Below are 15188 nucleotides of genomic sequence, written 5' to 3'. Positions count from 1 at the left end.
GGCACCGGTTGTGCTGCGGTTGGGATCATCGACTGTGAGGTTTCCCGGCTCAACCGGCACGAAACGGCCGGGAAACGTCACAGTCGATGCCCACCCAACGACTTTCCGCGTATCACCGGCGCCCGGCCGCAAGTCTCAACGGGCCGCCATGACCCGCCCGTCCTTGGCGCGTCTTTCCGGCCGCCAGGCCGAAACCGAAGGGAGCAGCCAGCTGGCCTGCCCTTCAACAGACCCAGGGAACGAACACCCTCGCACCGACGGTCGAACCCGCCGGCCCGGCCGCTCAGCCCGATCCAGGCTGAGCCTGTCGAAGCATGTCCTGAGCCTGTCGAAGGGGCAGGCCGGTTGGAGCCCCCTCGCTCTTTCGGCCTGCGGCCGGAATGAACGCGTCCGGGACGGGCGGATTGGCGTGCTCGGCGAGGTTCGCGGCCGGGCCGAGGTGGGTGCGCGGCGATGGTGTCGGATGGGGCCGTGCTGGTTCGGGCGGGTGACCGGAATCGACCCGACGTCACCGGATCCGGCCGACCTCAGCAGGATTTCGACGACGTCGGGTCGATTCGAGACATCGGTCCCCTCGACCGGGCATCGCGACACCACGAATCCAAGATCATCGGTGGATCCGGGTCTCAGGGAACGAAACCCCAAACCTCCCCATCCCCTTGCGAGCCACGGCGCCAACGCTCCCTGAGCCTGTCGAAGGGGCGGCCGGATGACTACCTGGCCAGGGCGGCGATACGGGTCAGATAGAGCCGCGGGACCTCCGCACGGGTGCGGAGCTCGATCGGGTCGGCGTACGGGATCAGGCGGGTCCAGGAGACGAGTCGGTGCACCCAGACCAAGGTCTCGGTGATGATCAGATCGGCTCGGAGTACCCGAGGATCGGCGTCGAGGTGATCACTCCAGACGGTCAGGTACACGTCGTACAGGTCATCCCGCTCTGGTCGCGACAACGGGGCACGGGTCCATTCCTCCACCGACTCGAGGAAGCCGTGCAGCGAGACGAAGGGATGAGCCCAGAGCGCGTTGCCGAAGTCGAAGAACCGCGGCCGGAGCATGCCGGTCGAGCGGTCGGCGAAGATGTTGGCCCCATACACATCGTTGAGCTCCAGGTCGAGCGGGACGGTGTCACTGAGCGAGGCCGTACGGTGATCAAGCGCGACGGCAGCTCGCTCGACCCGGGCCAGCAGGTCCGGCTCGGGCCGGAGCGGATGCCCGGCCGGCATGGCAGCCCACGCCCCCACGATCTCGCGCACCCGCTCACCGGCGGCGGTCGGCGCGAGCATGATCAGCCCAGGGTGCTCCGCGATCGTCAGCCGACCGAACAGGGTGCACTGGAGCCGAGCCAGCGCGCGGACGACCGTGCACCGGGTCGGCTGATTGGCGACGTCGGGATGGCCGAGGGGGTCGTTCCTTGATCATCGGCAAGCAGCCGGCCGCGGTCGCGATCAACGGCGAGCGGATTGATCACGTCATCCGGCGCCAGTCGTGCCATCGCGGCGACCAGACCGGGCTCGAACCGGTGACCGGGATTGTTCTCCTTGAACCAGACCAGGCCCTCGGCCGACGGATAGCAGCGGGTCACGGACCAGAAGCGAGCCCGGAAGGTGACCGGACCACCGGTGATCCGGCGGCCCCGCGCGGCCAATCGCTCGCCGACCCAGGCGTCGACGGCCCGGTCCCACTCCGCCGACCGCCAGCGGCGGACCCATTGACCCTCGGCGTCCGGGCCCAGTGGTCTCGCCTCCGGCGGGCGCTGCGGCGTCGTCGAGTGGTGGTCCGGCATGATGCAGGACGCTAGCGCCCCCAGCGGCTCAGCTCGCGCGGCGGTGCAGTCGGATCGCGGAGATCAGGAAGAACACGCCGCCGAGGGTCGCGTAACCGGCGAGGGTGGTGAGTGAGGCGTTGGCGCCGCCGGCCTGCAGGATGAAGGTGGTGCCGGCCAGGACGGAGATCCCGCCGCTGAGGATCATCGCCCACTGGCCGCCGAGCCGGTAGCGCTGGATCGCGATGATCAACTGCACGATCCCGGCGGTGATCGCCCAGAGGCCCCACACCCGCAGCACGGCGGGGATGCCGGACGTCGCGGCGACGGCGAGACCGACGGCGGTGATCAGGCTCAGTGCCATGTTGACGTACAGCGGCGCTCGCGGGCGGGTGGCACCCGAGGAGCGGAAGTCGATCACCGCCGCGGCAACGTCGAACAAGGGATAGAGCACCAGCAGGGCGATGCTGACCGGGCCGAGCGCCGAGGCGGTGAGCAGGAGCAGGCCGGCCCAGACGACGGCGAACCCGAACCGGACGTAATACAGGGTGCGCAGAGCCTTGGTGCCGCGGGCCGATTCGGCGGCGGCCGGGGCGTTGGCGACGGAAGTGGACATCGGTGCCTCTTTTCGATGATCGGGCGATGGATTGAGATCGAAAGAGAAAGAACGATCGGTCTCGTCACTAGATTGATCCCTCGATGCCCGACCTGTCAAGACCGAACGTTCTGTCTGCTAGCCTCGTGACCCGAACCCGGGGAGGAGTCAGGAATGTCGGAAGCGCGAGCGCGACTACTTCGTACGGCGAGCGAACTGTTCTACGCCGAGGGGCTCCACTCCGTCGGCGTCGATCGCGTCGTCGCCACCGCGGGGGTCACCCGGGCCACGCTCTATCGGCACTTCCCCGGCAAGGACGATCTGGTCGTCGCCTACCTGACCCAGGCCGACGAGGCGTTGCGAGCCCGAGCACGCGACGCGCGGGCCCAGGACCTCTCCCCCGAGGACACCATCCGGACCGTCGGCCGGGCCATCGCCGACGACATCCGGAGCCCCGGGTTCCGTGGCTGTGCGTTCCTCAACGCCGCCGCCGAGTTTCCGGACCCGGCCCATCCGGTCCACCAGGCGGTCCTCCGGCACCGCCAGTGGTTCCTGGAACTGATCACCGAGCTCATGATCGCGACCGGCAAACCCGATCCGGAGCCAGCCGCCCGGCACTTCGTGATGCTGCGCGACGGCGCGATGGCGGCCGGCTGCCTGACCGACCCGAAGCCGATCTGCGAGACCTTTCTGCGCGGGGTCGACGGGCTGCTCACGTACCGCAGCCGCGACGACCGATCGGTCAGCCCTTGACGCCGGTCAGCGTCACACCCTCGACGAAATAGCGCTGGAGCACGAAGAACAACACGATGATCGGCAGGATCACCACCAGTGAGGCGGCCATCAGGTAGCCCCATTGTGCGGTGTACGTGCTCTGGAAGGTGGCCAGGCCGAGCGCCAGGGTGAACGACGACTCGTCGCTCAGGTAGAGCAGCGGGCCGAGGAAGTCGTTCCAGACACCGATGAAGGTGAAGATCACGACGACCACGATCACCGGCTTCGAGTTCGGCATGATGATCGTCCAGAACACCCGCCACGGGCTGGCCCCGTCGATGTAGGCGGCCTCGTCCAGCTCGAACGGGATGGTCAGGAAGAACTGCCGCATCAGGAAGATGTTGAAGATCCCACCGCCGAACCAGGACGGCACGATCAACGGCACAAACGTGTCCAGCATGCCGAGCGTGCCCCACATGACGAAGGTCGGGATCAACGTCACCGCGTACGGCAGCATCACGCCGGTCAGCAGCAGCCCGAAGACGACGTTGCGGCCGCGCCAGCGCAGCCGGGCGAAACTGAACGCGGCCACCGAACAGGTGAGCACCGTGCCGACCACCACGAAGACCTCGATGATCATGGTGTTGAGGAAGTAGCGCAGGAACGGCTGGGCGGTCAGCGCCTCGGTGAAATTGGACCAGGCGAAGGGATTCGGGATCCACTCCGGCGGCGAGACGAAGATCTGGCTGTCGTTCATCAGTGCGCTGCGGACCAGCCAGACGAACGGCACCAGCATCGCCGCGGCGCCGATGATCAGCACCAGCCAGAGCAGAGCGGTGCCGATCTTGCTCGCCGTCGTGCTCCGCCGGCGACGCGGCATCGGCGCGACCCGGGCCCGGGTGATCGGCGTGCGTTCCAGGAGCCCGCTCATCATCGACCTCCGGCGCTCTCGTAGTAGACCCAGCGGCGGGCGTTGCGAAACAGCAGCACCGTGATCACCAGCACGATCAGGAACAGCACCCAGGCCAGCGCGCTGGCGTAACCCATGTTGCTCTCGGTGAAGGCGGTCCGATACAGGTAATAGATGTAGAACAGAGTGGCGTTGTTCGGCCCGCCCTGAGTCATCACGTAGGCCTGGTTGAAGACCTGGAAGGTGCCGATGATGCCGGTGACCAGGTTGTAGAAGATCGTCGGCGTCATGAAGGGGAGCGTGACGTGCCGGAACCGCGCCCACGCTCCCCCGCCGTCGATCGACACCGCCTCGTACAGCTGCCGCGGCACCCCCTGCAGCCCGGCCAGGAAGATCACCATCGCATTGCCGAAGCCCCAGGTGTTCATGATCACCAGCGACGGGACGGCCGACTCCTCGCTGTAGATCCAGTTCGACGTGGGCAGTCCGGCGCCCGACAGCACGGTGTTGAACAGGCCGAACTCGGGGTTGAAGATCCAGATCCAGAGCACCGCGCTGGCCACGGCCGGCACCAGGGTCGGCAGGTAGTAGACCGTCCGCCAGAACGACCGGCCGCGGAAGCCGTGGTTGACCAGCAGCGCCACCACGAAGCCGACGATGATCACCAACGGGACCGCGGCCAGGGTGTAGTAGCTGGTGACGCCGAGCGACTGCCAGAACAGGTCGTCCCGGGCCAGCTTTGATAGTTGCCGATCCCGACGAACGCCGGCGGCGCGCCGATCACCCACTCGGTCAGGCTGAAGAAGAACGACGCGATCATCGGGCCGATGGTGAAGATCACGAAGCCCAGCACCGCCGGTAGCGCCAGCACGATCCCCCAGCGCCGCTCGGTCCGGATCAGGCCGGAGCGACCGCGGCGGGTGCCGTGGCAGAGGGCCGTGGCGGTCACGCCGGCCCTGACGGATAGCGACCCTTGAGCAGGCCGCCGTTGAGCTTCTGCGCCAGCGGCTTCAGCACCTCGGCGGCCGGCTGCTTCCCCTGTTGCACCACCTGCAGCGCCGGGGTGAGCACCTTGTCGATCGCGTCGATGTCCTTCAGTCGTTGGTAACAGGTGACCTTGGAGTTGTTCAGCGTGTAGTCGATCACCGCGGTCCGGTATTCCGGCGGGTGCACGTCGTTCTTGGTCCACAGGTCGATCGCGGCCTGATCCTGGTAGTACTTGGTCTCCAGCGGCATCCAGAGGCCGTTGGCGAACAGGTTCACCTTCTCCGGATTGTCGTGGAAGAGGTAGAACTCGACCGCCTCCTCTTGGTGCTTGGTCGAGGCGAAGATCGCCGTCGCGCCGCCCATCGTCGTGGTCATCGGGGTGCCGTGGCTGGGCAGCACGCCGATGCCGAACTGCAGGTCGCCGCGGGCCAGGTCGAGCAGCGTCCACTGGCCGTCGACCGCCATCGCCACCCGCCGGGTCTTCAGCTGCACCGTCGTGCTCGGCGCGTTGTTGCCCAGCTGGGTCGGCGTCGGGGCCACCCGGTGCACGTACATCAGGTCGGCGAGATCCTGGAACACGCCGACCGCCTCGGCCGAGTCGATCATGGTCCGGGTGCCGGCCTCGTCGGTCAGGTCCACCCCGCGGCTGAGCAGCAGCGGATACCAGCTGCCGTGCCACCAGCCGGTGGAGACGCCGTACTGCCTGATCTTCTTCGGGTCGAAGCCGCTCTCGTCCGGCCGCCGGCCTTCTTGATCAAGAGTCAGCCGGTAGGCGTTCTGGACGAAGTCGTCCCAGGACCAGGCCTGATCGGCGACCGCCGGCGGATAGCCGACCCCGGCCTCGTCGAACGCGGCCTTGCTGTAGAACAGCTGCATCGACTCGTTGGCACTCTGAGTGCCGTAGGTCTTGTTCTCGTCCCACCAGAAATACGTTCCCGGCAAGCGATTGGCGAGGTCCGGATACTTGTCGAAGTACGGGAACAGGTCGACCAGCTTGCCCTGTTCGGCCAGCCGATAGCCCATCCCGGCGTTCATGTAGCACAGGTCGGGCGCCCGGTTGCTGGCCACCAGCGCGTTCAGCTTGGTGTCGTAGTCGGCCGGCGTGAACAGCGGCTTGATCGTGACGTCCGGCTTCTCCTGCTTGAACGTCGCCAGCATCTCCGAGATCGCCTTGCGCTCCTCGGTCGAGCCCCAGAACATGAACTGCATGTTCGCCGGCCCGCCGCCGGATCCGCCGCTGTCGTCGTTGCCGCCTCCACCGCGGGAGTCCAGCGAACTGCCGCCGCAGCCGGCGAGACCGCCGGTCGCGAGGCCGGCGGCGGTCACCGCGCCGGCCCGGAGCAGACTGCGGCGACTCGGTCGCCAGGGTGTGGCCATGACACTCTCCTTTGAGCTTGGTTCGTTCGTTTCCTTAGCCGATGATCTTGTTCTTCGTTCCCTGAGCTTGGTCGTTGGGCAAGCCACTGACCGGTGCCCTTCGACAGGCTCAGGGAACGAAACAAGAACGCCGGCTCAGTCCATCGGAGTTTCGATCCGTCGTCCGGTCTCGTTCGACGTGATCGCCGCCTGTGCCAGCTGCAGCGCCCGCCGACCGGCCGTGGCGTGGACCGGCGGCGGCGCCCCGGCCCGCAGCGCGGTGATCACCGCCTCGACATGCCGGTCGAACGTGCCGTGGAACGAGCGCGCCTCGTCGTCGAAGTAGCCGGCCTGCCAGACCCGGGCCACGTCGTCGCCGGACTTGGAGATCGTCAACCGCCGGACCGTGTCCTCGATCGTGGCCCGGCCGAGGGTGCCGTTGAGCTCGACCAGCTGCGATCCCGGATAGGCGTACGACGAGCCGTAGCTGCCGAGCATGGTGCCGACCGCCCCGCTCGCAAAGCCCAGCGTGAGCGCGAGATCGCGGTGCGAGCCGTCGACCAGCGGCCCGAACTGGGCGGTCAACGAGGTGATCGGCCCGGCCAGGTGCTCCAGCAGGTCGAAGCCGTGACACTGGGTCTCGATCAGATTGCCGTGGGCCGACGCGCCGAGGTTCGGCTCGCCGCCGAAGCGCCAGGTGAGGAAGTTGAGCTCGCCCAGCTCCCCGGCGTCGATCGCTGCCTTGGCCCGGACCACCGGCTCGGCGTAGCGGTGGTTGAAATTGATCGCGAAGAAGATCCCGGCCCGTTCGGCGCTGTCGATCAAGGAATCGGCCTGGTTCAGCTCGAACACGAGCGGTTTCTCCACCAGCAGGGCGATTCCGGCCTCGATCAGTCGCAGGGTCACCTCGTAGTGATCTTCGTTGGGCAGGCAGACCGACACCAGGTCCGGCCGCTCCCGCTCGAGCATGATCGCCAGGTCCGTGTACGGCCGGGTGCCGAACGCCGCGGCCCGGGCGGCGGTGCGCTCGGGGTTGCGCCCGAGCACGCCGACCAGGTCGGTGTCGGCGCGGCCGGCGAAGATCCGGGCGTGTTGGGTGCCCCAACCGCCGGCGCCGACCACCGCCACCTTCAGCGCCGCGGTCATCCGTCCAGCTCCTGGGTGATCACGACCTTGCCGGTCTGCCCGGACCAGAACAGTTCGAACGCCTCGCCGATCCGGGACACGTCGAACCGGTGGGTGATCACCCGCTCGATCAGCTCCTGGTTGTCCTCGAGCAGACGCAGGTTGCCGGCCAGCTCGTCGTAGCGGAAGTATTCGCTGCCGATCACCGCCCGCTCGGGCGCGATCAGGTCGCGGGAGACGTCGAGCTCGAGGCCCTCGCCGTGACCGACGCAGATCAGCGCGCCGCGTTTGCTCACGGCGGCCAGCGCGGTGCGGCGGGCGGCCGTCTTGCCGGTCGAGTCGAATGCCAGGTCCGGAGCAAGATCACGGAGCGCCGCCTCGTCGCCGGAGTCGACCACGGTGGCACCGAAGGACGCCGCGAACTCGGCCCGCCACGGGCTCAGATCGCTGACGTAGATGGGGAATCCGCTGCCGTACCTGATCACCGCCATCGCCACCAGGCCGAGCCCGATCGGACCGGCGCCGGCGACGTAGAGGCTCTCGATGTCGTCCCGGATCCGTTCCGCCCGGCCCAGCGCGTGCCCGCTGGTGCCCATCACGTCGAGCAGCATGGTCGCGGTTGCCAGCGGCAGGGCCGGGCCGACCGGGAAGAAGTTGGACTCGTGCACCAGGGCATACCGGCCGTAACCGCCGTCGGTGCTCTGCCCGACGTCGGCGCGCTTGGCGAAGCACTGGTTGGTGGCCCCGACCCGGCAGCTGCGGCAGTCGCCGCAGAAGTCCATCAGGTAGATCACGCCGGGAGTGCCGGTGCCCACGTCCACCCCGGAGCCGGTGGCTTCGACCACGCCGGCCGCCTCATGCCCGGGGACGATCGGACTGCCGTTGAAGTACTCGTTCCGGTCGGTGCCGCAGATCGCGTTGGCCCCGATCCGGATCAGCACCTCGCCCGGCCCCGGATCCCGGTAATCATGGGGCGCGAACTCGATCACCCCGTTACCGCGGAACCTCGGCACCTCGACCGTCATCGACACGACCCTTCACCGTCCTGAGATTCGAGCCATTCCCTGATCAGGAAATGACGGAAACATGTTGCACTACAGCCTAGGAACCCGAAGGCCTTGCGGTCAAGGCTTTCAGTTCACCTCCTCACCAACCGGGCAATCCGTCGTGGTAGGTTTCCGGAAACGTTCTGAAACAGGAGGTACGGTGAACAAGGAGCGACCGGGGCCGACTCGGGCCACCGTCCGCGATGTCGCCGCCCGCGCCGGCGTCTCGCCGGGCACCGTGTCCAAGGCCCTCAACGGCACCGGGCAGATCAGCCCGACCACCCGGGCCCGGATCGTGGCCGCCGCCGAGGAGATCGACTTCCGGCCCAACGCCCTGGCTCGCAGTGTCTTCGAGCGGCGCAGTTACACGGTCGGCTTGATCACCACCGACAGCTTCGAGCGGTTCAGCGTCCCGGTCATGCTCGGCGCCGAGGACGCGCTCGGCGCCGGTCAGATGTCGGTCTTCCTCTGCGACAGTCGGGACGATCCGATCCGGGAGCGGCACTACGTCGAGGTGCTGCTCGGCCGCCGGGTCGACGGCTTCATTGTGACCGGCCGGACCTCCAACGAACGACCGCCGCTGCACGTGGACCGCGACGTGCCGGTGGTCTACGCGCTCACCCCGTCGGCCGACCCGGCCGACTGTTCGGTGGTGGTGGACGACGAGGCGGCCGGCCGGCTGGCCGGTGATCATCTGATCCGGCTCGGCCGGACAGCGGTCGGTCACATCACCGGTCCGGAGTGGTTCGACGCCGCGCGGCGCCGGGCCGCCGGGCTGGCCGAGGTGCTGGATGCCGCCGGGCACCCCCTGCTGGACAAGCCCTGGTACGGCGGCTGGACCGAGGCCTGGGGCCGGCAGGCCACCCAGATCCTGCTCCGCTCCAATCCTGATCTTGACGCGATCTACTGCGGCAGTGATCTTCTCGCACGCGGCGCCGCCGACGCCCTCCGTGACGCCGGCCGCCGGATCCCCGACGACGTCGCCCTGATCGGCACCGACAACTGGGAATACATCGCCGAAGGTGCCCGCCCGCCCCTCACCTCGATCGACCTCGGCCTCGGCGAGGTCGGCCGCCTGGCCGCCCGCCGCCTCCTCGACGCCATCGCCGGCCAACCGCACTCCGGTGTCGAACGCGTGGCCTGCCATCTGGTGGCCCGAGCCTCGACCGACGAGTCCGGCCCCCACTGATCAACAACCTGCTCGTTCCCTCAGCCTTGGCGGCCGACCAACCAAGCCCTAGACTCTCCAATAAGCTGAATTAGTTTCCGATATATCGAAACTATTGGAGGGCAGCCATGACCGCTGACGAAGCCACCGGCCCGGCGGCGGAGCTGGCCGCCCTCAGGGACCGGCTCGGCCTACCGCCCGACAGCGAAACCGTCCTGGCCCGGCTCGATCGCCTCGGCGCCCCGCCCGAGCCGGTCACCGTCCCCGGCGACGAGCTGACCGACCTGCTGACCAGCCTGCGCGTCCTGCCGGAGGACCGGGCCGAGATCGCCGCGGAGCGGCCGGATCCGGAGCGGCACCCCGACCGCTGGTGGCTGCTGGAACGTTGCTGCCACGAACTGCGGCAGACCATGGGCGGCCACGGCACGGTCGACGGTTGGCCGGCACCGACCCCGGCGCTCGGCCACTACTTCTACGTCTGGGTGTTCCTCGCCCACGTGGCCGTACTGCGGGCGCACAACAACGCCCGCGGCATCCCGGACGACATCACCACGGCGACCATGGCCGAGCTCGCGACGCAGTTGTTCTACCACCGGTCGATCAACGGCACCGGCGGGCTGAGTGCGCAGCAGTGGCTGACCGCCCATTTCCGCGGCGTGCTCTATCGGGTGGGCCGGCTGCTGTACGAGCGCCAACGCTGCTGGTTCGACACCGAAGCCGGCCCGGCGAAGGGGGACCTGGCGCTCGGGGTCCACATCCCCCGCGGCCGGCTGACCCCGCAATCGTGCACCGAGTCGCTGACCGCCGCCCGCGACTTCTTCGCCGCGCACTTCCCGGAGGAACAACCGCTGCGGTGGGCGACCTGCGTGTCCTGGGTGCTCGATCCCCAACTCCGCGACCATCTCGACCCCGGCACCAACATCCTCCGATTCCAGGACCGGTTCACCCTGCTCGACGATCCCGATCCCGCGAACGGCGACCAGCCCACCGTCGAGGCGATCTTCGGCCGACCACTGGGCGACGCCTCCGGGCTGCCCCGCACCACGTCGCTCGAACGGGCGATCGATGATCATCTCCGCCAGGGTCGCCACTGGCACTTCCGCGCCGGTTGGCTGGAACTGCCCGTCTCCCCGGCACCATGATCACCCGGCCCGGGACACGAACCGGACGTCTTCGGACGGGTCAAGGTCGGGCCATCGGCACCCAGACGCGCATCGGGCCGAGGTCGCGGTTGGCCCAGCGGAAGTACGGGACGGCGCGGACCGTGGTCTCCGGGCCGGGGGTGCCGTCGGCGGGATCGAGGGTGCGGGCCCGGGCGAGGACCTGGGGCACGCCGCCGAGCTGATCGACGAACTCGTCGGCGAGCTCGGTCGAGGTGAGCACAAGATCATCGACGACGACGCCGTGATCTTGATCGACCTGCTCGAAGGCGTAGACCAGGGGGCCGCGCTCGATGGCGACGCAGCCGCGGGTGGCGTCCACCCGGTGGTGGCCGGTGACCAGCCGGGGCGCGTCCGGCAACCGGAGCAGGACGGTCTCGCCCTCGCTCCAGAGTCGCTCGATCGTGTGATACTCCCCCGGCGTCGCCGGCTGTTCGTGATCACCGACGCGCACCGATGCGCCCTCGGCCCAGGCCGGGATCCGCAGCGCCAGTGCCCACGGGCCCGCCGCCGGCCGGTCGATCGTGATCTTGATCTCGCCGCGCCACGGGTAGTCGGTGGCGACGGTGATCATCACCTGTCCCGCGGCCAGGTCGGCCGCAACCGTCCCGGCGGCGTACTGGTGCAGCTGCAACGCGTCGCCGCCGGTGGTCGCCACGTAGGCGTGCAGGCTGGCCAGGGTGCGCATCAGGTTGGTCGGGCAGCAGGAGCAGCCGAACCAGTGTTGCCGCCCGGCCGCCGCCATCCGGGTGTCCGAGGCGACCGCGCCGGCGCGCAGCTGCAGCGCGTTGGCGTAGAAATAGGAGTCTCCGTCCAGCCCGATCCCGGGCAGCACGGCGTTGTAGAGCTGCCGTTCGATCAGGTCGGCGTAGCGGGCCTCGCCGGTGGCCAGCAGCAGCCGCCAGCTCCACTGGATGCCGGCGATCGCGGCGCAGGTCTCGGCATAGGAGCGATCCGACGGCAGTTCGTACGGATCCCCGAAGGCCTCGCCCTCCCAGCGACTGCCGAGCCCGCCGGTCAGGTAGGTCTTCTGCTCGATCATGTTCTGCCATTGGAGTTTCAGCTGCTCCAGCAGTTCGTGATCTTGACGCTCGATCGCCACGTCGGTGGCCCCGGCGGCGAGATAGATCGCCCGGACCGCGTGCCCCTCCGGCACGGTCGTCTCCCGGACCGGAATCCGATCACTGTGGTACGCATCGCCGAAGCCGTGCACCGGGTCGATCAGATCCTGGCCGCGGACGTCGACGAAGTAGCCGGCGAGCTCGAGATAGCGTCGCTCGCCGCTGGCACGGTAGAGCTCCACCAGCGCCATCTCGATCAACGGATGCCCACAACTGCCCTGCCGCTTGCCGGGGCCGAAGGTCCGGTCCAGGTGATCAGCGGCGTTACGGGCCACCGCGAGCAGCTGCTGCTGCCCGGTCGCCCGGAACTGCGCCACCGCGGACTGGATCAGCGCGCCGTTGTTGAAGATCTCGTGGTCCCAGGCCAGTTGCTCGTACCGGCCGGCTCGACGACCGGCCTGGACGAACGTGTTCAGATAGCCGTCGTCGGCCTGGGCAGCGCCGATCCGCTCGGAGTAGCCGGCCAGCCAGTCCAGGCAGGCTTGATCACCGGAGCGGGCGGCCTCCCAGGCCACCGCCTCCAGCCACTTGTACGCTTCGCCGTCTTCGAAGCAGGGCCCGTGGTAGTCGGCGTCGGTGCGCCCGGCCGCGACGTTGTCGAAGTTGGCCCAGGCGCCCTGAGCTTCCAGATGCCCAGCGCCGCGCGGCACCGACAGCGCGCCGTTGTCCCGTTGCAGGTCGCCCAGCACGCCGCCGCTGAGCCGGACCGCGTCGAACGGCAGCGGAGTCATGATCACCGGTGCCTTCGGGTCGACCGGCCCGATCCGGCCGCCGGCGACCTCGGCCCGATCATGATCAGGTGCGGCCTGCGAGACGCTCATGGTTGTCCCCTTCGATGTCCACGACCGTGCGCCGGTCACCCTCCCCGACCGACCCGGCTCAGTCTGGCACGCCCGCCACGACTCCGGCAACATGTTTCCGCCAGTTTCCAGACACCAAAATTCCGACTTGTCAGAACTGAGGAGCCCTATAGGGCAACTCAGTTCTGACAAGTCGGCAGAGAAGGGGGATTTAGGCGGGGCCGGTGGAGTCGCGGGGGACGAAGGTGCCGGGCAGGCGGACGGACTCGGGGGTGGCGCCGCCGATCGCCTCCTCCAACAGCCGGACGGCGGTGACGCCGAGCTCGTCGACCGGGGCGGTGATCGTGGTCAGGCTCGGGGTGAGCACCCGGGCCAGCAGCACGTCGTCGCAGCCGATCACCGAGCGGTGCTGCGGCGCCCACAGGCCACGCTCGGCCAGGCCGGCGACGACGCCGCAGGCGGCAAGATCATCGAAGGTGAAGGCCGCCGTCGCCGGGGAGGCGGCGAACGCCTCGGCGCCCTCGCGCCCGCCGTCGAAGGAGGCGTCGAACGGGCCGAGCTCGATCAAGCTGACCTCGGCCTTGCGGGCCCAGGTCCGAACGGCCTCCGCGCGGCGCTGGGCGGCCCAGGAGGCCGACGGCCCGCGCAGCAACGCGATCGTGGAGTGACCGAGGTCGACCAGATGCTGGCCGGCCTCGCGCAGCGCCGAGGTGTTGTCGCAGACCACCGACGGCACGCCGTCCATCACCCGGTTGACCAGCACCGCCGGCTTACGGCCGACGGCCTGCTTGATCACCGAGCTGGGCGATCGCGGCGAGGCGATGATCATGCCGTCCACCTGGCCGGCGATCCGGGTGATCAACCCGAGCTCGGCCTTGCTGTCCTCCTCGGCGTCGACCAGCAGCACCGAGGAATCGCGCTCGACGGCGGCCTGCTGGATCGCCCGCACCAGCGGCGGCATGAACGGGTTGGTGATGTCCGGCACGAACAGCCCGATCGCCCCGGTCACGCCGGTCACCAGTCGCCGGGCGGTCTTGTTGGGCTGATAGCCGAGCTGCGCGGCGAGGTTCAGGATCTGATCCCGGACGTCGGCCTTGACCAGCTCCGGGCGGCTGAACGCGCGGGACACCGTCGAGGCCGAGATGCTCAGCTCCTCGGCGATCGAGTAGATTGTCACCTTGCTCATCGACGTAACCTCCTCCGCGGGTCGACGTGCTGTGACATTACACCCAGCGAGCCGGAATTGGGCCGTTGATCTGCAATCGATTGCATGTGATCATTGGGCAGCATGAGCCAGCAGCGGGCGATGGTGGGGCGGCACCCGAGCAACGGTCGGCCGTACGAAGTCAGGTACACCGACGGTCTGATCGACAGCCTCGAGCCGGTCGAGCACCCCGATGACGAGGGCCTGCCGTGGATCGCAGCGGGGCTGGTCGACCTCCAGGTGAACGGCTTCGGCGGCCACGACGCCAACGGTCCGGACGTCACCCCCGAGGGCATCGTGGCCATGATCACGGCCCTGGCCGCGGTCGGGACGACGACCTGCTTCCCCACGGTGATCACCGAATCGCCGGAGGCGATGCTCGCCTCGCTGCGCGCGATCACCGAGGCCCGGCGGGCCGACCCGCTGGCGGCGCACGTGATCGCCGGCATCCACGTCGAGGGGCCGCACCTCTCCGACCAGGACGGTGCCCGCGGCGCCCATCCGGCCGCCCACATCCGGCCGCCGGACCTGGCCGAGTTCGAGCGCTGGCAGGCGGCCGCCGACGGATTGATCACCCTGGTCACGCTGTCGCCGCACTTCCCGGAGACCGTCGACTATGTCGGTGAGCTGACCCGCCGCGGCGTCCGGGTCTCGATCGGGCACACCCACGCGACCGGCGAACAGCTCACCGCGGCGGTGGCTGCCGGCGCCCGCTACTCCACCCACCTGGGCAACGGCGCTCACGGCACCCTGCCGCGGCACCCGAACTACCTCTGGACCCAGCTGGCCGAGGATCGACTGATCTGCGGTTTCATCGCCGACGGCCACCACCTGCCGGCGGCGACCCTGACCACCATGCTGCGGGCCAAGGGCCTGGTCCGGTCCTTCCTGGTCTCCGACTCGACCGCGCTCGCCGGGATGCCGCCCGGCCGCTATCGCACCCCCGTCGGCGGCGATGTCGTGCTCAGCGCCGACGGCCGGCTCGGCGACGCCAACACCTCGTTCCTGGCCGGCGCAGCGTTACCGCTGGCGGCCGGCGTCGCCGGAGCGGTCGAGCTGGCCGGGCTGTCGCTGGCCGAGGGACTGCGGCTGGCCACGGCCAACCCGGGCCGGTTGACCGCGGATCGCGGCGTGATCACCCCGGGGGCGCCGGCCGACCTGATCCTGTTCGATCATGGCGACGGCGATCGGACGCTGCGGATCCGCCGGGTCGTGATCAAGGGAACGGATCGGGGCTAGG

Annotated in this window: 15 protein-coding genes; 4 read left to right on the top strand and 11 right to left on the bottom strand. The window is 69.0% G+C overall.

The features are described 5' to 3' along the window. Nucleotides 1–713 precede the first annotated feature (713 nt). The 3 genes from FNH24_RS23180 to FNH24_RS23170 are packed head-to-tail and all read right to left on the bottom strand — an operon-like array spanning nt 714 to nt 2378. A complete protein-coding gene (locus tag FNH24_RS23180; RefSeq protein ID WP_152364615.1) occupies nt 714–1283 on the bottom strand; it encodes a hypothetical protein in 570 nt (189 codons plus the stop codon). Nucleotides 1284–1309: 26 nt separating this feature from the next. Next, on the bottom strand, nt 1310–1783 hold the full coding sequence (locus FNH24_RS23175) for a hypothetical protein (protein ID WP_152364614.1): 474 nt from the start codon (nt 1781–1783) through the stop codon (nt 1310–1312). 28 nt (nt 1784–1811) lie between these two features. Beyond that, nucleotides 1812–2378 (bottom strand): hypothetical protein, encoded by a 567-nt coding sequence (locus FNH24_RS23170; RefSeq protein ID WP_152364613.1) that lies wholly within the window; start codon nt 2376–2378, stop codon nt 1812–1814. 153 nt (nt 2379–2531) lie between these two features. Here FNH24_RS23170 and FNH24_RS23165 point away from each other — a divergent pair, with 153 nt between their 5' ends. Next, a complete protein-coding gene (locus tag FNH24_RS23165; RefSeq protein WP_152364612.1) occupies nt 2532–3110 on the top strand; it encodes a TetR/AcrR family transcriptional regulator in 579 nt (192 codons plus the stop codon). Here the strand turns inward: FNH24_RS23165 and FNH24_RS23160 are convergent. The 6 genes from FNH24_RS23160 to FNH24_RS23140 all read right to left on the bottom strand — a co-directional run bounded on the left by FNH24_RS23160 (nt 3100) and on the right by FNH24_RS23140 (nt 8474). Beyond that, nucleotides 3100–4005 (bottom strand): carbohydrate ABC transporter permease, encoded by a 906-nt coding sequence (locus tag FNH24_RS23160; protein ID WP_152364611.1) that lies wholly within the window; start codon nt 4003–4005, stop codon nt 3100–3102. The genes FNH24_RS23165 and FNH24_RS23160 overlap by 11 nt on opposite strands. Beyond that, complete coding sequence (locus FNH24_RS23155; RefSeq protein WP_246187059.1) at nt 4002–4625, bottom strand: carbohydrate ABC transporter permease; 624 nt, start codon at nt 4623–4625, stop codon at nt 4002–4004. Before FNH24_RS23155 ends, FNH24_RS23160 begins: the two co-directional genes overlap by 4 nt. A gap of 17 nt (nt 4626–4642) precedes the next feature. After that, nucleotides 4643–4930 carry a hypothetical protein gene (locus FNH24_RS32315; protein ID WP_246187031.1) on the bottom strand — a complete coding sequence of 96 codons (288 nt, stop codon included), beginning with the start codon at nt 4928–4930 and terminating at the stop codon, nt 4643–4645. Then, nucleotides 4927–6345, bottom strand: a complete 1419-nt coding sequence (locus FNH24_RS23150; protein ID WP_152364610.1) for an ABC transporter substrate-binding protein — start codon at nt 6343–6345, stop codon at nt 4927–4929. Before FNH24_RS23150 ends, FNH24_RS32315 begins: the two co-directional genes overlap by 4 nt. 135 nt (nt 6346–6480) lie before the next feature. Beyond that, nucleotides 6481–7470: a Gfo/Idh/MocA family protein gene (locus tag FNH24_RS23145; protein WP_152364609.1), complete on the bottom strand. Its 990-nt coding sequence runs from the start codon at nt 7468–7470 to the stop codon at nt 6481–6483. Continuing rightward, nucleotides 7467–8474, bottom strand: coding sequence for an alcohol dehydrogenase catalytic domain-containing protein (locus FNH24_RS23140; RefSeq protein WP_152364608.1), 1008 nt, complete (start codon nt 8472–8474; stop codon nt 7467–7469). The genes FNH24_RS23145 and FNH24_RS23140 overlap by 4 nt, the downstream gene beginning before the upstream one ends. 181 nt (nt 8475–8655) lie before the next feature. Between FNH24_RS23140 and FNH24_RS23135 the strand changes: the two genes are divergently transcribed. Both FNH24_RS23135 and FNH24_RS23130 read left to right on the top strand, forming a co-directional pair. Beyond that, nucleotides 8656–9684 (top strand): LacI family DNA-binding transcriptional regulator, encoded by a 1029-nt coding sequence (locus tag FNH24_RS23135; protein WP_246187030.1) that lies wholly within the window; start codon nt 8656–8658, stop codon nt 9682–9684. Nucleotides 9685–9791: 107 nt separating this feature from the next. Further along, complete coding sequence (locus tag FNH24_RS23130) at nt 9792–10805, top strand: acyltransferase domain-containing protein (RefSeq protein ID WP_152364606.1); 1014 nt, start codon at nt 9792–9794, stop codon at nt 10803–10805. 40 nt (nt 10806–10845) lie between these two features. Here the strand turns inward: FNH24_RS23130 and FNH24_RS23125 are convergent, their stop codons facing one another. Together FNH24_RS23125 and FNH24_RS23120 are read right to left on the bottom strand one after the other, a co-directional pair. Beyond that, nucleotides 10846–12765 (bottom strand): glycoside hydrolase family 127 protein, encoded by a 1920-nt coding sequence (locus tag FNH24_RS23125; RefSeq protein ID WP_152364605.1) that lies wholly within the window; start codon nt 12763–12765, stop codon nt 10846–10848. 190 nt (nt 12766–12955) lie between these two features. Then, on the bottom strand, nt 12956–13930 hold the full coding sequence (locus FNH24_RS23120) for a LacI family DNA-binding transcriptional regulator (protein WP_152364604.1): 975 nt from the start codon (nt 13928–13930) through the stop codon (nt 12956–12958). 102 nt (nt 13931–14032) lie between these two features. Here FNH24_RS23120 and FNH24_RS23115 point away from each other — a divergent pair, with 102 nt between their 5' ends. Further along, a complete protein-coding gene (locus tag FNH24_RS23115) occupies nt 14033–15187 on the top strand; it encodes an N-acetylglucosamine-6-phosphate deacetylase (protein ID WP_152364603.1) in 1155 nt (384 codons plus the stop codon). The last annotated feature ends 1 nt before the right edge of the window (nt 15188 follow it).

The sequence above is a fragment of the Microlunatus speluncae genome, from assembly GCF_009299835.1.
In the GTDB taxonomy this organism is placed as follows: domain Bacteria; phylum Actinomycetota; class Actinomycetes; order Propionibacteriales; family Propionibacteriaceae; genus Microlunatus; species Microlunatus speluncae.
This window is presented reverse-complemented; position numbering and strand designations above follow the sequence as displayed.